The following is a 17,230-nucleotide window of genomic DNA, read 5'->3' on the forward strand; positions in this document are numbered from 1 at the left end:
CTTATGACGAACTCTCCGGCTTAAGGTAGCGTAAAAGCGCCAAAAAGACGATGCGGGCTCCGGCGTTAATGATGTATATCAAGGTAAAAGTTCGCTTTTCGCGTACTCTGTGGCGAAATTGAGCGATTAGTTCGTTATGTATAGATTTATATAACGAAAGCTGCTATGGCGAACAATCCCGGCACGCGCTACTATCGTTTGAACACACACTAAGCCTCTGGACCTAAGTCGCAAGATACGGTGCTTTGGCCGTGACCCTCCCGGTCACCAGGGTGCAGAAAGAAATGCCTGCATCTCCCGTATTTGGAAAGGTGTATATGGCTCCTCAACTGACCGATGCGTTTGCGCGCAAGTTTTTCTATTTGCGTTTATCGATTACCGACGTTTGCAACTTCCGTTGCAACTATTGCCTGCCGGATGGCTACAAGCCGCACGGCGTGGCGAACAAAAGCTTCCTTAACGTCGATGAAATTCGCCGTGTCACCCGCGCCTTCGCCGCTTTGGGTACTGAAAAAGTACGCCTCACCGGCGGCGAACCGTCTTTACGCCGTGATTTCCCTGAAATTATCGCCGCCGTGCGCGAAAACCCGGCCATTCGCCAGCTTGCCGTCACGACAAACGGTTACCGCCTGGCGAGAGATATTCAGCAGTGGCGCGATGCAGGCCTAACCGCGGTGAACGTGAGCGTGGACAGCCTGGACGCCCGCCAGTTTCACGCCATCACCGGCCAGGATAAATTCCGCCAGGTTATGGACGGTATCGACGCCGCTTTCGCCGCCGGATTTGAGCGTGTAAAAGTCAACACGGTGCTGATGCGGGGCGTTAACAGCCACGAACTGGATACCTTCCTCGCCTGGATCAAACCGCGCCCCATCCAGCTACGTTTTATCGAGCTGATGGAAACCGGCGACGGCGGCGAACTCTTCCGTAAATACCATATCTCCGGCACCACCATTCGCGACGAGCTGCTCCAGCGCGGCTGGGTGCAGAAGCTTCGCGGCCGCAGCGATGGCCCGGCGCAGGTTTTTTGTCATTCGGATTACGAAGGCGAAATCGGCCTTATCATGCCCTATGAGAAAGACTTCTGCGCTAGCTGCAACCGCCTGCGCGTGTCGTCGATTGGCAATCTGCATCTGTGTTTATTCGGCGACGGCGGCATCTCGCTGCGCGATTTGCTTGCGGATGATGCCCAGGGCGAAGAGCTGGAAGCGCGTATTTCCTCAGCGCTCGCCCAAAAGAAACAAACCCATTTTCTGCATGACGGACATACCGGCATCACCCAGAACCTGTCCTATATTGGTGGATAGCGTCAAAAATAAGGAGAGAAAGTATGAGTCAGGTAAGCGAAGCCTTTATCCCGGCACGTATTGCCATTTTGACTGTCTCCAGTCGCCGTGGTGAAGAGGAAGACACCTCCGGCCACTATCTGCGCGAGTCAGCCACTGAAGCGGGTCACGAGGTGGCTGACAAAGCCATCGTGAAAGAAAATCGCTATGCGATCCGCGCCCAGGTTTCCCAGTGGATCGCAAGCGACGATATTCAGGTCGTGTTGATCAACGGCGGTACGGGGTTTACCGAGGGCGATCAGGTTCCGGAGGCGCTGTTGCCGCTCTTCGATCGTGAAATCGAAGGGTTTGGCGAGCTGTTCCGCATGCTTTCTTACGAAGAGATCGGCACCTCGACGCTGCAATCCCGCGCTATAGCCGGCATTGCCAATCGTACATTGATTTTCGCCATGCCGGGCTCGACCAAAGCCTGCCATACCGCCTGGGAAAATATTATTTCCCAGCAGTTGGATGCACGCCAGCGTCCGTGTAATTTCCATCCACACATCAAGAAATAAACTATGTCGCAACTGACCCATATTAATGCCGCTGGTGAAGCGCACATGGTGGATGTCTCTGCCAAAAATGAAACCGTCCGTGAAGCGCGTGCGGAAGCCTTTGTCACCATGCAGGCTGAAACGCTCGCCATGATCGTCGACGGCAGCCACCACAAAGGCGATGTTTTTGCCACCGCCCGCATTGCCGGTATTCAGGCGGCGAAACGCACCTGGGAATTAATCCCGTTGTGCCACCCGCTGCTGCTGAGCAAAGTTGAAGTAAACCTGGAAGCTGAGCCGAATCACAATCGCGTGCGCATCGAGGCCGTTTGCCGTCTGACAGGCAAAACCGGCGTCGAAATGGAAGCGCTGACAGCCGCATCCGTTGCCGCGTTAACTATCTACGACATGTGCAAAGCCGTGCAGAAAGACATGGTGATTGGCCCGGTTCGCCTGCTGGCGAAAAGCGGCGGTAAATCTGGCGATTTCAAGGCGGAAGATAATGATTAACGTACTGTTTTTTGCCCAGGTGCGTGAACTGGTCGACTGCGACAGGCTGCAGCTCGACGCAGCATATAACGACGTTGAGCAACTGCGCGCTGAGCTTGCCGCCAAAGGCAGCCGCTGGGCTCTGGCGCTTGAGTCCGGCAAACTGCTGGCGGCGGTGAACCAAACGCTGGTGAGCTTCGACCATCCTCTGGCGGACGGCGATGAAGTCGCTTTCTTCCCACCGGTTACCGGAGGCTGAAATAATGGAAAACACCCGAATCCGCGTCAGCCATGAAAATTTTAGCGTTGGTGACGAATACCTTTGGCTGTCGCAGTGCGATGAAGACGGCGCGGTGGTGACCTTTACCGGCAAAGTTCGCAATCACAATCTTGGCAACAGCGTCAGCGCGCTGACGCTTGAACATTATCCGGGAATGACGGAAAAAGCGCTGGCGGAAATTATCGAAGAAGCTCGCGCCCGCTGGCCGCTGCAACGCGTTTCGGTCATTCATCGTATTGGCGAGTTATGGCCGGGCGACGAAATCGTCTTTGTCGGCGTAACCGGTGCGCACCGCAGTTCGGCGTTTGATGCCGCACAATTTATTATGGATTATCTGAAAACCCGCGCTCCGTTCTGGAAGCGGGAAGCCACGCCGGAAGGGGAACGCTGGGTGGAAGCGCGCGAAACCGATAAACAGGCGGCTAAGCGCTGGTAGGAGGCGCCCCGTTGGAGTTGTGTTAATCTTAAGCATGGTAGGCTTTTAAGCCTGAAATTGGGTTAACGCAATTAACAGAGGTAGCATCATGGATCGATTCCCCCGCTCCAATGACACAATCGTTCAGCAGGCGCGTACCGGCCTGCAGGCATATATGGCGCAGGTTTATGGCTGGATGACCTGCGGGCTGTTACTGACCGCGTTTGTTGCCTGGTATGCCGCGAACACGCCGGCGGTAATGGAGTTTGTCTTCTCCAGCAAAATCACCTTCTTTGGGTTGATTATCGCCCAACTGGCGCTGGTTTTTGTGCTCTCAGGCCTGGTGCAAAGACTGAGCGCAGGCATGGCGACCACGCTGTTTATGCTCTACTCGGCGCTGACGGGCCTGACGCTTTCCAGCATTTTTATCGTTTACACCTATTCGTCCATCGCCAGCACCTTTGTGGTGGCGGGCGGCATGTTCGGCGCCATGAGCCTGTATGGCTACACTACCAAACGTGACCTGAGCGGTTTCGGCAATATGCTGTTTATGGCGCTGATCGGCATCGTGCTGGCGTCGCTTGTGAACCTCTGGCTGAAAAGCACGGCGTTGATGTGGGCGGTGACTTACATCGGCGTGATTGTGTTTGTTGGTCTGACGGCTTACGACACGCAGAAGCTGAAAAACATCGGCGAACGGATTGACGCGCGCGATACGCAAAACATGCGTAAGTACTCCATCCTTGGCGCACTGACGCTGTATCTCGACTTTATCAACCTGTTCCTGATGCTGCTGCGTATTTTCGGTAATCGCCGTTAATTTCATTTCGTCTTCATCCTGCTCCCATAACGGGCGCAGGATGAAGACCGTTTCCCTACTGTTAAGTCCCTTCTTGCGCCGCCAGCAATTTTAAGATTGATCCTCTCTTTGCGTTGTTTACAAATCGATCAAATAAAAACATATTCAGATGCAGCCAGCCTGCATCCCTGGAATTTATTTTGTGCACCAGTGGGATCGTGGACCGTTCATTCATGGAAGGAGACAGGAAATGAGTTACAACTCGCTCATAATAAAAAAACTGGAAGCAGACAAGCAGTTGGCGGTAATACTCGAAAAAGGTTTCAGTGAGACTGGCCAGCAGGTGCTTCGGCAGGCAGAGTTAATATTGTCAGGTTTCACTCGTTTGACATGGTACTCATCATGTTTTTTTGATAATTATCTGGATGTCTGCTCCCGGTTAAAAGAAGAAGATATTCGTTTTGCAAGAGCGCTGGCAAAACTGATCGGTCAATGGGACGTTATTTGGCAAATGGTGGAGCTATTCATCAACTATTTGGTACGCAATCTTTCTGATGAAAGGATAAGAAGTATAACCCGCCTGCTGGCTCAGGGGGGCGCAAATTTTACTGCATCAACAGTATCTAATCGTTCCTTTGCTTACTCAATTAGTTCCGCAGTATGTATAAGTCTGGGGTTAAGAAATTCTGTTAATAGTGCGTTAACAAAAACGATAAATTTAGGTGTTGCTCTTACAGGGGTATATGGGTATGCACAAGCCGCAGCTAACGCTGTGTCCAGGCTTAAAAATAAAAACCATACATATTATATGGCGCTTTACGCAATAGAATTAGAAATGCTCTATTTTCTAATAGAGCCAACAATCAGGCAGGTTGATTTATTCGGCTGGGTGTTCAAAACGGATAGAGAAATAGTCTCAGATATTTTAAGGATCACCCGATGAAAAAAACATTTTTAACCTGGTGGCGGGATTTCGTCACGGAGATTGTGGGAGTATACCTGACGATTGCCACGGTGATCGTTTTTGCCATGTTGGCAGCAACTTATTGGCCTGAATATGCCTGGGGAAGTACGGTATGTTATCTGTTATTTGCCATTGGCCTTTATATATTCTTAACGTGGAAAAATAAAAACCAAGATAAATAGACTATTAAATAAATCAGGTAATATGGATGATTAATTTTGTTTTCACTCTGGCTATTTTAACCAGAGTGAAAACCGTATCAGATAGAATCAGGGGAAAAATTAATTCATCTCCGCCGTCTTCTCATTTTTCGCCCGCAGCTTTTTCGCCCGGCTCTCCAGACCTAAATAGCAAACAATCGCCAGCAGCAGCGGGGCGATAAAATACAGCAGTCGATAAGCAAGAAGGGCGGCGATAATTGTGCCGTGGCTGACATGCTCGCCCGCGAGCAAAGCGATAAACACCGCCTCCAGCACGCCGATCCCCGCGGGGATATGCACGATAACCCCGGCAATACTGCTGACCAGCAGCACGCCCAGCACAAAGAAATAGTTCACCTCCTGGCCCAGCAGCAGCCAGATAATCGCCCCCATTACCATCCAGTTAGCGCTGGAAATCGCCATCTGCGCGAGGGCGAATTTAAACGACGGCAGCACCAGGCGCTGCCCGCGAATGGTGGCGTGGCGATGTTTGGCAAAGGCGCAAAACCACAAATACACCGCGATAATAAGCAGCAGAACAATGCCAAGAATGCGCAAGGTGCCTTCATCGATGTACCAGTGCTCCGGCAGTTGCACCACGCCGATGGTGAAAATCACCCCGGCCAGCAGAATATAGCCAAGCCAGTTGGTAGAGATGCTCAGGGAAAAAATGCGTGTAATGGTGCTGCCCGGCAGCCCCAGCCGCGAATAAAGGCGATAGCGCATGCCGATGCCGCCAACCCAGGTGCTGAGCGTCAGGTTAAAGGCGTAGCAGATAAACGACACCAGCATAACCTGTCGCTTCGCCAGTTTGTGTCCGCAATAAGAACGCGCCAGCAGATCGTAACAGCCGTAAATCAGGTAGCTTAAAATCACCAGCCCGACGGCGCTAAACAGCACCAGACGGTTGTAGTTGCTGATAACCTTCCAGACTTCTTCCCAGTTAACTTTGGTGGCATAAACCACCAGCAGAACAATAACGGCGATAAAAAACAGCCAGGTGAGGATTTTTTTGGCTTTTCGCCATTTAGGATGCGCGTGTGACATCAGAATTTCACTCCCTGATTACCCGTTTCAACCCGATCCTGCGTTTCTATTTCCGGCTGTACGGGAGGCTTTACAAGCGACAATCGAGGCGTATGCGCGGGCAGCCAGCCCACCAGCGCCGGGAAATGACGTAAAAAGTGGAACGCCAGCACGCTTTTACCAAGATTCCACCAGGTGCGTTTAGGCAGCATGGATTCGTCTACCTGCCGGCAGTCGTTGGTGATAAGCCCATCTAAGTTTTCGCGCAGGGTGCTGTTGAACTTCTGGTCATAAATAATCAGGTTCGCTTCAAGGTTCAGCGACAGGCTAAGGGGATCGAGATTGCTGGAACCTACGGTTGCCCAATGATCGTCCATAATCGCGACCTTGCCGTGCAGCGGCCGACGGGTATATTCGTAAACCTCTACGCCAGATTTCACCAGATAGTTATAAAGCAGGCGCGCGCCGACTCTCACAATCGGCATATCCGGTTCGCCCTGAACCACCAGTTTCACCTTTACACCGCGTCGTGCCGCGCTGCGCATGGCATGAAGCAGCCGGTAGCCGGGGAAGAAATAGGCGTTGGCGATAATCACTTCCTGCTTCGCATTGCTAAGCATTTTCAGATAATAACGCTCGATATCGTCGCGATGCTGGTTATTATCACGCCAGACAAACAGCGTCTGCGCCTCGCCGGGCTTCAGGTTTTCGTGCGCCTGATTGTGATGGCGGCCCCACCAGCGTCGGGTCTCTTCGTGCCCCGGCAGGCTGGAAATCACATACTGATAGATATCTTCAACGACCGGCCCTTCGACTTTGACGGCGTAATCCTGCTTGGCTTGCGGACCGTAATCAGTCATATGCTCGGCGGAATAGTTAATCCCGCCCACGAAAGCCACTTCGCCATCGACTACCACAATTTTGCGGTGCATGCGGCGGAACACATTGGTGCGCATACCGAAAACCAGCGGACGAGGATCGTAGTAACGGAACATCACGCCGGCGGTGGTCAGTTCGCTGACAAAGCTATCGCTTAAATCCGGCGAGCCGTAGCCGTCGAGTAAGACTTCAACGCTGACGCCGCGACGGGCGGCATCAAGAATCACTTTATGGAGCTGTTTACCCACCTCATCTTCAAACCAGATGAACGTTTCCAGGATTACTTTGCTGTTGGCATTTTTTATCGCGTCGAACACCGCTGGAAAATACTCCTCACCGTTTTCCAGCAGTTCGATGCGGTTGCCGTCGCGCCAGTTATTTTTCATATATGGATCTCCACGGCGAGCGGGGCATGGTCGGACAGGTGGCGCCATTGACGCAAATTAAGGGTCGAAGGTGCGCTGATGTGGGCATGCTTGACGTAAATCCTGTCCAGCCGCAGCAGCGGCAAGCCCGCCGGGAAAGTGCGGGCGGGGCGGCCATAGGCGCGGGTAAAGACTTCATCGAGTCCGGCTTCATTTTTTAGCAGACGATTTGCCTTTTGCCGCCAGTCGTTGAAATCGCCCGCCACCACCACGGGATCGCCTTCGGGCAAATCATTAACCAGCTCGCACAGCATATTAAGCTGCTCCTGACGGTGCTCCTCACGCAGCCCAAGGTGAACGCAAATCACGTGCACGCGGATGTCCTGCTCCGGCACCGTCATCTGACAATGCAGCATGCCGCGTTTTTCATGACCATCGACAGAGATATCGCGATTATCAAACTGGGTGATTGGGAAGCGGGAAAGCACGGCATTGCCGTGATGCCCCTCCGGATAAACGGCGTTGCGGCCGTAGGCGAAATCGTTCCACACGGTATCAGCCAGAAATTCATAGTGGCTGGTTTCCGGCCAGTTCTCGAAGCGCACCGAGTGGGCTTCGTGCGCTCCCATCACTTCCTGAAGACAAACAATATCTGCCGCTACCGTGCGTACCGCATCGCGAAGCTCCGGCAGAATAAAACGTCGGTTAAAGGTGGTGAAGCCTTTGTGTGTATTTATTGTGAGCACTTTAAAGGTAAAGCGCGGAGTCTGATGTGCCATGCCGCTCCCGGTCTTTTTGTTTTCCTGATGAAAATAAAGTGTAGTCTTTGTCACAAAAAGAGGGCGGCTTGCGGAATTTTCCGTACACTGGCGTACTCTCAAAGACAGGAAAAAATATGCCAGGAGTGAAAACATGAAGTGGCAACAGCGCGTGCAGGTGACAACCGGCCTGACTTGTTGGCAGATTATGCTGCATTTTATGGTAGTGGTTGCCTTGCTGACAGGCTGGAAAACGAAGGCCCTTATCCCGGTCGGCGTAGGCCTGTGTTTGCTTTATGTGGCAACGGTTATTGCGATGTTCGCCTTACAGCGCTTCCATAGCGGCAAACTGCGCAACATCGGCGACTTCCTCGAAGAGCTAACCACCACCTGGTATTTCGGATCGGCGATGATTGCCCTGTGGCTGCTGTCTCGCGTGGTAGAAAGCAATTTGCTTATCGCTGCGGCAGGCCTGGTGATGATTGCCGGACCTGCCGTGTATTCCCTGCTTGCCAAAGACAAATCAGGCAATTTTGCGGCGAAACATCCAGTACGCCGCTGATATCGTGACGGCCGCTATCACCAGCAGCGGCCACACGCTTCCCCACACAATGTCAAAGCTCGCATCCTTCAGGTAAATCTGTTTCGTGATGTCGGTGAAATGGCGGATAGGATTTACCCAGGTTAAATCCTGCAGCCACACCGGCATGTTCTCCACCGGCGAAACGTACCCTGAAAGCAATATCGCCGGCATCATAAAGACAAACACGCCGATAAAAGCCTGCTGCTGCGTTGAACACAGCGCGGAAATAAGCAGTCCGAAACCGACCAAAGACAACCCGTAAATCAGCATCGTGAAATAAAACAGCAGCACCGATCCGGAGAAGGGGATTTGATAGCCCCAGATGCCCACGCCCAGCACGATAGTGGCCTGGCCGATAGCGACGATTTGCGCAGGTACGGCTTTACCGACAAAAATCTGCCAGGTGGCAAGGGGGGAGACCAGAAGCTGGTCAAGGGTGCCCTGTTCGCGCTCACGAGCCACCGACAGCGACGTCACAATCATCACGCCGATGGTCGTTATCATGGCGATAAGCGACGGCACCACGAACCATTTATAGTCCAGATTCGGGTTATACCAGTTGCGCACCACCAGCTCGCTGTTGTTCGGCTTTGGTTGCCCGGTCATTAGCTCCTGCTGGTAGTTCTTCACAATCTGCTGCAGATAGTTGGCAGCAATCTGGGCGCTGTTAGAGTTGCGGCCATCCAGAATAATTTGCAGTTTTGCTGGCTGAGCGCTCGCCAGATTGCGCGAGAAATCCGCCGGGAAGCGAATCAGCAACAGCGCGTTTTGGTTGTCGATGGTCGGCTGTATTTCCTGCGGACTCTTCAACAGCAGCACGTGATTAAAAGCTTTAGCGCGGGCAAAGCGCTGCGTCAGCTCCACGGAATGGCTGCCGTTATCCTCGTTATAAATCGCAATGGTCGCGTTGGTGACTTCAAGAGTTGCGGCAAACGGGAACAGCACTACCTGCAGCACCACCGGCAGAATCAGAATGGCGCGGGTTTGCGGTTCTCTGAGCAGGGATTGCAGCTCTTTGCGAATCAATGTCCATAGTCGATGAAACATAGCTTTCCCTTAATCAAGACGGCGTTTGGTTTTCAGCGCCGTCAGGCCGATAAACATCACCGCAGAAGCGATTAAAAACAGCACGTTGACTGTCAGCACGGTGGCGATATTCCCCGCCAGAAACAGGCTTTGCAGCGTACTGACGAAGTAGCGTGCGGGTATCACGTAGGTCACCGCGCGAATAATCGCGGGCATGCTGTCAATCTGGAAGATAAAGCCCGACAGCATAATCGACGGCAGAAACGCGGCGTTCAGCGCCACCTGGGCGGCGTTAAACTGGTTACGGGTAATAGTGGAAATCAGCAGGCCCATGCCGAGCGTGCTGAGCAAAAACAGGCTGGTGATAAGAAACAGAAGTATGAGCGAACCGCGATACGGGACGCCGAGAATAAATACCGACACCAGCATGCAAAGCAGCATCGCCAGCATGCCCAGCACGTAATAGGGCAGCAGCTTGCACAGCAATAGCTCGGTGCGCGTAACCTGGGTCGAAAGCAGCGCTTCCATCGTGCCGCGCTCCCATTCACGCGCGACGACAAGCGAAGTCAGGATCGCGCCGATAACCGTCATAATGATGGTTATCGCGCCGGGGATAATAAAATGCTGACTGATGGCGGCGGGGTTAAACCAGTAGCGCAACTGCACATCGATCGGCGGTTCAAAGCTTTCTCCCCGATCCTCCGCGCGCTGCTGCTGCCAGATTTGCCAGATCCCTTCCATATAACCCTGCACAAAGTTCGCGGTATTCGGTTCGCTGCCGTCTGTAATAACCTGAATCGGCGCGGTTGCCCCCGCTCGCGCCATGTTCTGCGCAAAGTCGGTGGGAATAACCACCATGCCGCGAATTTTCCCCGCCTGCATAAGCTGAATCAGCTCATGACGATTATCGCTGATGGTGGGCTGGATATAGGGCGAGGCGCTGATGGTATGGGCGAAATCCAGCGCTTCCTCGCTTTGCTGCTCCAGCAGTACGCCAACGTGCAGGCGGCTGGAGTCCAGGTTGATGCCGTAACCAAAAATAAACAGCAGCAGCAGGGGAATCACCACCGCAATCAACCAACTGCTCGGGTCGCGCACAATCTGCCGCGTTTCCTTCACGCACAGGGCGCGCACGCGCCGCCAGGAGACAATCTGATTATGCTTGTTCATCTTCATGCTCCTTATCCCACTCGTGTATCAGCGTGATAAACGCCTGCTCCATGGTTGGGTCGGCTTGCTCGTCGTCCGCCGCCTGCCGTTTGAGATCGTCCGGCGTGCCGCTGGCGATAAGCTTTCCACGGTACACAAGCCCGATGCGGTCGCAGTATTCCGCCTCGTCCATAAAGTGCGTGGTAACCATTACCGTCACGCCTTTCTCAACCATGCTGTTGATGTGCAGCCAGAATTCGCGGCGGGTGATGGGGTCTACGCCTGAAGTGGGTTCGTCGAGGAAAAGAATGTCCGGTTCGTGCATCAATGAGCAGGCCAGCGCCAGGCGCTGTTTAAAGCCGAGCGGCAGCGAGTCCGTCTGGCTGTTAAAAATTGGCTGGAGGTTAAACGCCTCGCTCATGCGCCTGATTTTTTCCTCCTGCGCTTTGCCGCGCAGCCCGTACACCCCGGAGAAAAAGCGCAGGTTCTGCGCCACCGTCAGGTTGCCGTAGAGCGAAAATTTTTGCGCCATGTAGCCGAGGTGCTGACGCGCCTTGCCGGAGCTGGTTTTTAAATCCATATCCAGCACCAGCGCTTTGCCGGAAGTGGGCACCAGCAGCCCGCACATCATCTTAAACGTGGTGGATTTCCCCGCGCCGTTTGGCCCAAGCAACCCGAAGATTTCCCCGCGTTGTACGGTAAAATCGACATGGTCGGTGGCGGCAAAATCGCCAAACTTTTTCGTTAGCTGCCTGGCTTCAATCACCGTTTCATCGCGCTCACCTTTTACGGTATGCAGAATTTCACCGAGCGGCGATTCCTGCTCACCGGCGCCGCCCAGCAGGTCGATAAACGCATCTTCAAACCGTGGTTCGGTCTGCGCGATATGCTCGGGGGAAAGTTTCAACGCCTTTGCCAGCTCTTCAATGCTGGCTTCTTTGGCGAGGATTAGCCGCACCGAGCGCCCCTGAATCACGCCGTCGCTTACCTGCGGCAGTTTTAGCGCCCGTTGCAGCAGCCTGCGGTTGTTTTCCTCGCCGTGGCTGACCAGCAGCGAACGCCCGGCCATTTTTTGCGTGAGCTCTTTCGGTGCGCCGTGATACAGCAACTCGCCCTCGTTCATCAGCAGTACGTCGCGGCACTGCTCGGCTTCGTCGAGGTATGAGGTGCTCCATAAAATCAGCATCCCTTCGCCTGCCAGTTCATGCACCATTTGCCACAGCTCGCGGCGCGAAATCGGGTCCACGCCGACGCCGGGTTCATCAAGCAGCAGAACTTTAGGCTGGCCGACCAGCGTACAGGCGAGGCCGAGTTTTTGCTTCATGCCGCCGGAAAGCTTGCCTGCAAGGCGTGAAGTAAACGGCCCGAGAGAGGTGAACTCCAGCAGACGCTTGAACGTTGTTTCACGCTCCTCGCCCGTCACGCCTCGCAGATCGGCGTACAGCGTGAGATTTTCCATCACCGTTAAATCTTCATACAGCCCGAATTTTTGCGGCATGTATCCCAAAACGGCGTGCAGGGCGCGGTCATCTTTAACAGGATCGAGCCCGATGACGTCAGCACTTCCCTCGGTGGGTTTAAGCAAGCCCGCCAGCATACGCATTAAGGTGGTTTTACCCGCGCCGTCCGGCCCAACCAGGCCGGTGACTTCGCCCGCATGAATTTCACAGTTCAGGCGCGCCACCGCAGGTTTTTTCAGTTCCGGGAAGCTTTTCATCAGACCCTGCAGGTGGATGATGCCCTCACTGCTGTTCATGCTGGGTTCCATCATTAAATTTGACGGTGACCGGCATGCCCTGGCGCAGCGAGTCGTCCGCGTCGGTGACGATAATACGCAGGCGGTAAACTAAATCGGTGCGCAGATCGGGCGTTTCAACGGTTTTAGGCGTGAACTCGGCGGTCGGGGAAACAAAACCAATTTTGCCGCGCCAGGGTTTATCGGGGCGTCCGTCGGTATAAATCTGCACCTCGGTGCCCGGCCGTGCCTTATTGAGGCTGACTTCATTCACATAAGCTCGCACCCAAACCGGGCGGGTCAAAGAAAGGGTCAGCGCCGTGCTTCCGGCGTTCAGCATACTGCCTGGCTCAACGGCGCGGGTCAGCAATGTCCCGTCGGACGGAGCGATAAGCGTGGTGTCCTGTAAATCCAGTTGGGCCTGAGCGAGCTGTGCTTTGGCCTGTTGCAGACTGGCCTGCGCCTGAGCGATTTCCTGCGGGCGATTACCGGTGCGGTACTGGCTGAGCTTGTCCCGGGCGGCTTTCAGCGTGGCTTTGGCCTGGTTGCTTGATGAGCGGGCGTTTTCCAGATCGTTTGCGGAAATTACGCGTCTGGCCCATAAGCCCTGCTGGCGCTGATAAAAGTTCTGCGCATAATCGTAAGCGGCCTGCGCCTGATTAACCTGAGCTGCGGCCTGGGCTATCTCTTCATCGCGATAACCTGCAATTACCAGATCAAATTTCGCCTGCGCGGCCGCCACGTTGGCTTCCGCTTGCTGCAAAGCGTTTTGATAGGGGCCTTTGTCCAGTATGCCCAGCGTTTCACCGGCTTTAATGGCGTCGCCTTCATCCACTTCCAGTGCGGCAAGGCGCCCGCCGACGCGGAAGCTTAAATTGACGGTGCGAATATCCACATTGCCGTACAGCGTCAGCGGCTTTTCCCGGCCGCTCTGATACCACATCCAGCCGCCAGTACCGGCGGCCAGCAGCGCAATAAGCACCAGCACGACAGCTATGGGCTTTTTATTTTTCATCTCACGTTCTCCCTCGCTCAATGGATAATCCTTGCAGAATGAAATCGATATGGCTTAGCACCACGCCGCTGATTTGTTGCACGCTTGCCTTGTCGAAGGTCGTCCAGCCGGTGCGTAATAAAATCGTCTCGCGCCCCAGCCGGAAGGCAAGCACCTGCCCAAGCAGCGCGTGAGTATGCAAAATGGTTTCTTTATCAAACGGGTCGCGCCCGGTATAGCGGCCCACAAGGCTTGTAAGATGAGCGTGCATCGGCGCAATCACCCGATCGTGAATAAGCTGATAGGCAGGCGTGGGCGAAAGCTGCTCGCGTGAAATAAATTTGCTCAGATTCAGCGTTTCATCGGCGGTGAGCAGACTAATCATATGGCTGCAGGCGGTATGAATAAGCTCGCGGATTTGCGCTTTATCGGGTTCCGGCTGGCTAAGAATCGCCTCGGCGCTTTGCACGTGCGGCTGAAAGTTATGATTGATGAAATCCGCAATCCACCCGGCACAAGCCATATACAGCTCTTCTTTGGAGCCGAAATAATAGGTAATGGCCGCGATATTTTGCCCGGCAAGGGCAGCGATATCACGCGTGGTGGCGTGCAGGCCATATTCGCCGAACTGGGCAATGGCGGCATTGATAAGGGTATTTTTAGCCTGTTCACCACGAAAGGTGACGGGCGTCGGCGTGGCGTTCATATCGTCTCTTATAAAGTTAATCAAACGATTGATTAAGAGTAAGCCTTAAGCTGCAGGCCGTCCAGAGACGAATAATTATCCTGCAAACCTGAGTTAAAAAGAGAATTTGTGCGGGGCATCACAAAAGATGCTACAATGCGCCCCTTATGGCACCGTGGTTTGTGCCCCTCTACTCGCCAGGATACTGGCGTCATATGAACCCCTGGAAACTACACCGCGCCTCGCGGTCAGGGCGATTCTGGAGTACCTATGTCTTTTGATTCTCTCGGCCTGAATGCCGATATTCTGCGTGCGGTGGAAGAGCAGGGCTATCGTGAGCCTACCCCAATCCAGCGCCAGGCAATCCCGGTAGTATTAGCAGGCCGCGATCTGATGGCCAGTGCCCAGACCGGCACCGGCAAAACCGCAGGTTTTACCCTGCCGCTGTTGCAACGTCTGGTAGATAAGCAACCGCATGCCAAAGGCCGCCGTCCTGTGCGCGCCCTGATCCTGACGCCAACCCGCGAGCTGGCTGCGCAGATTGGCGAAAACGTACGTGATTACAGTAAATATTTGGATATCCGCTCGCTGGTGGTTTTCGGCGGCGTGAGCATTAACCCGCAGATGATGAAACTGCGCAGCGGCGTGGACGTGCTGGTGGCAACGCCTGGTCGTCTGTTAGATCTGGAACACCAGAACGCCGTAAAACTCGACCAGGTCGAAATCCTGGTGCTTGATGAAGCCGACCGCATGCTGGACATGGGCTTTATCCACGACATCCGTCGCGTGCTGGCAAAACTGCCGGCCCGCCGTCAGAACCTGCTGTTCTCGGCAACCTTCTCCGACGACATTAAAGGCCTGGCTGAAAAGCTGCTGCATAACCCTGAAGAAGTCTCAGTGGCGCGTCGCAATACGGCCTCTGAGCAGGTGACCCAGCACGTTCACTTTGTTGATAAGAAACGTAAAAGAGAGCTGCTGTCGCAGATGATCGGCGAAGGCAACTGGCAGCAGGTGCTGGTCTTTACGCGCACCAAACACGGCGCGAACCATCTGGCTGAACAGTTGGGTAAAGACGGCATTACCGCCGCGGCTATCCACGGCAACAAAAGCCAGGGCGCGCGTACCCGTGCGCTGGCCGACTTCAAAAACGGCGGCATTCGCGTGCTGGTAGCAACGGATATCGCGGCTCGCGGTCTGGACATCGAAGAATTGCCGCACGTGGTGAACTACGAGCTGCCGAACGTGCCGGAAGATTACGTGCACCGCATTGGCCGTACCGGCCGTGCTGCTGCAACGGGCGAAGCGCTGTCGCTGGTTTGCGTTGATGAGCACAAACTGCTGCGTGATATCGAACGTCTGCTGAAGCGCGAAGTTCCGCGTATGGCAATCCCTGGCTACGAAGTCGATCCGTCGATCCCTGCCGAGCCTATCGTGAACGGTCGCCAGCAGCAGCGCGGCGGTGGTCGCGGCGGCCAGGGTCAGGGACAACGTCGTGGCGGCAACGGCGGCAGCGCGCCGTCCGATCGCAACAGCGTGCCGCGTCGTCAGTCCCGTCCTCAGGGCGATGGCGCAGCTAAACCCGCCGGGGCGAACGGCCGTCGTCGCCCGTCTCGCAAGCCTGCCGCATCTAACTAATTAGCTATAAGTAGGGCGGGTAAGCAACGCGCCACCCGCCAATTTTTCGGTGGATGGCGCTGGCGCTTATCCGCCCTACGCACTAACATAGCGCCTCTTTTTTTACCGGAAAACGTTATGCGTGTACTACTGGCGCCGATGGAAGGGGTTCTCGACTCACTGGTTCGTGAACTGCTGACTCAGGTGAATGACTACGACTTATGCATCACCGAATTTCTGCGCGTGGTCGACCAGCTTTTGCCGGTAAAATCCTTCCATAAGCTTTGCCCCGAATTACTGCATAACAGCCGCACGCCGTCCGGCACCCTGGTGCGCGTACAGCTTCTCGGCCAGCATCCTCAATGGCTGGCGGAAAACGCCGCGCGCGCAGTGGAGCTCGGTTCGTGGGGGGTGGATCTCAACTGCGGTTGTCCGTCCAAACTGGTTAACGGCAGCGGCGGCGGCGCGACTCTTCTTAAAGATCCGGAACTGATTTACCGCGGCGCCAAAGCTATGCGTGAAGCCGTGCCTGCGGAACTGCCGGTGACGGTGAAAATACGCCTGGGCTGGGCGTGCTGCGCGCGGCAGTTTGAAATCGCCGATGCCGTACAGCAGGCTGGAGCGACGGAGATTGTCGTCCACGGACGCACGAAAGAAGACGGTTATAAAGCTGAGCTGATCAACTGGGCCGCCATCGGTGAAATCCGCCAGCGTTTGTCCATTCCGGTAATCGCTAACGGCGAAATTTGGGACTGGCAAAGCGCGCAGGATTGTCTTGCGGCAACCGGTTGTGATTCAGTGATGATCGGGCGCGGCGCGCTGAACGTGCCGAACCTGAGTCGGGTAATCAAATATAACGAACCGCGCATGCCCTGGCCGGAAGTGGTGAAACTGCTGCAAAAATACAGCCAGCTCGAAAAACAGGGCGATACCGGCATGTATCACGTGGCGCGCATCAAACAGTGGCTGGGTTATCTGCGAAAAGAATACGCTGAGGCGACGGATTTATTTAGCGAGATTCGCACGTATAAAACCTCGTCTGATATTGCGCGAGCGATAGGCGCATTATAATTAATAAAAGGGGTAATAAATAAGCCCTTAACGCTATTTAATCTGGCGGTTGGTTAAGCTAATTTATTACAAATTTAAAAGAAATTACCGTCAGATGTTAAACTGCTCACAGTTTGAGATGTTACTGGGTTCCCATGCTGGATCATAAATAATCCTGGTGTTAGGGTGTGTAGGTAAATTAAATATAGGGTTGTTACTGCATAACAGGCAAAACCTAACCTTTTGATCATATAGATTTATATGGCCAAAAGGTTAGGTTTTTTTTTGCCTTTTTTCTGGTGCATGTTAAAGGGGTAGAACGAAGGAGGAGGGTATTTACCAGAACTTTTAATACGCGGCATATAAAAAATGAGAATTCATACGCTGTGATTTTTAT

Annotated in this window: 19 protein-coding genes and 1 riboswitch; of the genes, 11 read left to right on the forward strand and 8 right to left on the reverse strand. The window is 54.1% G+C overall.

The features are described 5' to 3' along the window. Positions 1 to 198 precede the first annotated feature (198 nt). A riboswitch (molybdenum cofactor riboswitch) is annotated at positions 199 to 330 on the forward strand. The 8 genes from moaA to MUA00_RS05505 all read left to right on the forward strand — a co-directional run bounded on the left by moaA (position 318) and on the right by MUA00_RS05505 (position 4,951). Continuing rightward, positions 318 to 1,307, forward strand: a complete 990-nt coding sequence (moaA, locus tag MUA00_RS05470; protein WP_271122180.1) for a GTP 3',8-cyclase MoaA — start codon at positions 318 to 320, stop codon at positions 1,305 to 1,307. It overlaps the preceding riboswitch by 13 nt. A 23-nt stretch (positions 1,308 to 1,330) precedes the next feature. Then, a complete protein-coding gene (gene moaB, locus MUA00_RS05475) occupies positions 1,331 to 1,843 on the forward strand; it encodes a molybdenum cofactor biosynthesis protein B (RefSeq protein ID WP_271122179.1) in 513 nt (170 codons plus the stop codon). Positions 1,844 to 1,846: 3 nt separating this feature from the next. Further along, positions 1,847 to 2,332: a cyclic pyranopterin monophosphate synthase MoaC gene (gene moaC / locus MUA00_RS05480; protein ID WP_271122178.1), complete on the forward strand. Its 486-nt coding sequence runs from the start codon at positions 1,847 to 1,849 to the stop codon at positions 2,330 to 2,332. After that, a complete protein-coding gene (gene moaD, locus MUA00_RS05485) occupies positions 2,325 to 2,570 on the forward strand; it encodes a molybdopterin synthase sulfur carrier subunit (protein WP_271122177.1) in 246 nt (81 codons plus the stop codon). Before moaC ends, moaD begins: the two co-directional genes overlap by 8 nt. Before the next feature lie 4 nt (positions 2,571 to 2,574). Then, entirely contained in the window at positions 2,575 to 3,027 is a 453-nt protein-coding gene (gene moaE, locus MUA00_RS05490) for a molybdopterin synthase catalytic subunit MoaE (RefSeq protein ID WP_271122176.1), read from the forward strand. 88 nt (positions 3,028 to 3,115) lie between these two features. Then, positions 3,116 to 3,826 carry a Bax inhibitor-1/YccA family protein gene (locus MUA00_RS05495; RefSeq protein ID WP_271122175.1) on the forward strand — a complete coding sequence of 237 codons (711 nt, stop codon included), beginning with the start codon at positions 3,116 to 3,118 and terminating at the stop codon, positions 3,824 to 3,826. A 229-nt stretch (positions 3,827 to 4,055) separates the two neighbouring features. After that, positions 4,056 to 4,748: a hypothetical protein gene (locus MUA00_RS05500; protein ID WP_271122174.1), complete on the forward strand. Its 693-nt coding sequence runs from the start codon at positions 4,056 to 4,058 to the stop codon at positions 4,746 to 4,748. After that, complete coding sequence (locus tag MUA00_RS05505; protein WP_271122173.1) at positions 4,745 to 4,951, forward strand: hypothetical protein; 207 nt, start codon at positions 4,745 to 4,747, stop codon at positions 4,949 to 4,951. The genes MUA00_RS05500 and MUA00_RS05505 overlap by 4 nt, the downstream gene beginning before the upstream one ends. A 99-nt stretch (positions 4,952 to 5,050) precedes the next feature. Here the strand turns inward: MUA00_RS05505 and MUA00_RS05510 are convergent, their stop codons facing one another. Genes MUA00_RS05510 through MUA00_RS05520 form a run of 3 tightly spaced genes read right to left on the reverse strand, consistent with a single transcriptional unit; the run spans position 5,051 to position 8,018 of the window. Beyond that, a complete protein-coding gene (locus MUA00_RS05510; RefSeq protein WP_271122172.1) occupies positions 5,051 to 6,016 on the reverse strand; it encodes a lysylphosphatidylglycerol synthase domain-containing protein in 966 nt (321 codons plus the stop codon). Next, a complete protein-coding gene (clsB, locus tag MUA00_RS05515; protein ID WP_271122171.1) occupies positions 6,016 to 7,260 on the reverse strand; it encodes a cardiolipin synthase ClsB in 1,245 nt (414 codons plus the stop codon). The genes MUA00_RS05510 and clsB overlap by 1 nt, the downstream gene beginning before the upstream one ends. After that, positions 7,257 to 8,018 carry an endonuclease/exonuclease/phosphatase family protein gene (locus MUA00_RS05520; protein WP_271122170.1) on the reverse strand — a complete coding sequence of 254 codons (762 nt, stop codon included), beginning with the start codon at positions 8,016 to 8,018 and terminating at the stop codon, positions 7,257 to 7,259. The genes clsB and MUA00_RS05520 overlap by 4 nt, the downstream gene beginning before the upstream one ends. Positions 8,019 to 8,151: 133 nt before the next feature. Here MUA00_RS05520 and MUA00_RS05525 point away from each other — a divergent pair, with 133 nt between their 5' ends. Next, entirely contained in the window at positions 8,152 to 8,559 is a 408-nt protein-coding gene (locus MUA00_RS05525) for a YbhQ family protein (protein ID WP_271122169.1), read from the forward strand. On the opposite strand, the gene MUA00_RS05530 is transcribed toward MUA00_RS05525, so the two are convergent. Genes MUA00_RS05530 through cecR form a run of 5 tightly spaced genes read right to left on the reverse strand, consistent with a single transcriptional unit; the run spans position 8,521 to position 14,190 of the window. After that, on the reverse strand, positions 8,521 to 9,627 hold the full coding sequence (locus MUA00_RS05530; RefSeq protein WP_271122168.1) for an ABC transporter permease: 1,107 nt from the start codon (positions 9,625 to 9,627) through the stop codon (positions 8,521 to 8,523). The two genes, MUA00_RS05525 and MUA00_RS05530, sit on opposite strands and share 39 nt — an antisense overlap. Positions 9,628 to 9,636: 9 nt before the next feature. Beyond that, positions 9,637 to 10,776 carry an ABC transporter permease gene (locus tag MUA00_RS05535; RefSeq protein WP_271122167.1) on the reverse strand — a complete coding sequence of 380 codons (1,140 nt, stop codon included), beginning with the start codon at positions 10,774 to 10,776 and terminating at the stop codon, positions 9,637 to 9,639. Beyond that, positions 10,763 to 12,511: an ATP-binding cassette domain-containing protein gene (locus MUA00_RS05540; RefSeq protein WP_271122166.1), complete on the reverse strand. Its 1,749-nt coding sequence runs from the start codon at positions 12,509 to 12,511 to the stop codon at positions 10,763 to 10,765. Before MUA00_RS05540 ends, MUA00_RS05535 begins: the two co-directional genes overlap by 14 nt. Then, on the reverse strand, positions 12,498 to 13,505 hold the full coding sequence (gene hlyD / locus MUA00_RS05545) for a secretion protein HlyD (protein WP_271122165.1): 1,008 nt from the start codon (positions 13,503 to 13,505) through the stop codon (positions 12,498 to 12,500). The genes MUA00_RS05540 and hlyD overlap by 14 nt, the downstream gene beginning before the upstream one ends. A 1-nt stretch (position 13,506) precedes the next feature. Further along, the gene (cecR, locus tag MUA00_RS05550) at positions 13,507 to 14,190 is read right to left on the reverse strand and encodes a transcriptional regulator CecR (protein ID WP_271122164.1); all 684 of its coding nucleotides are present in this window, start codon (positions 14,188 to 14,190) and stop codon (positions 13,507 to 13,509) included. A 249-nt stretch (positions 14,191 to 14,439) separates the two neighbouring features. On the opposite strand from cecR, the gene rhlE reads away from it, so the two are divergent. Continuing rightward, positions 14,440 to 15,804 (forward strand): ATP-dependent RNA helicase RhlE, encoded by a 1,365-nt coding sequence (gene rhlE / locus MUA00_RS05555; protein WP_271122163.1) that lies wholly within the window; start codon positions 14,440 to 14,442, stop codon positions 15,802 to 15,804. Positions 15,805 to 15,921: 117 nt separating this feature from the next. After that, positions 15,922 to 16,854, forward strand: a complete 933-nt coding sequence (dusC, locus tag MUA00_RS05560; protein ID WP_271122162.1) for a tRNA dihydrouridine(16) synthase DusC — start codon at positions 15,922 to 15,924, stop codon at positions 16,852 to 16,854. Positions 16,855 to 17,230: the final 376 nt, after the last annotated feature.

This window comes from Dryocola boscaweniae (genome assembly GCF_025215095.1).
In the GTDB taxonomy this organism is placed as follows: Bacteria; Pseudomonadota; Gammaproteobacteria; order Enterobacterales; family Enterobacteriaceae; genus Dryocola; species Dryocola boscaweniae.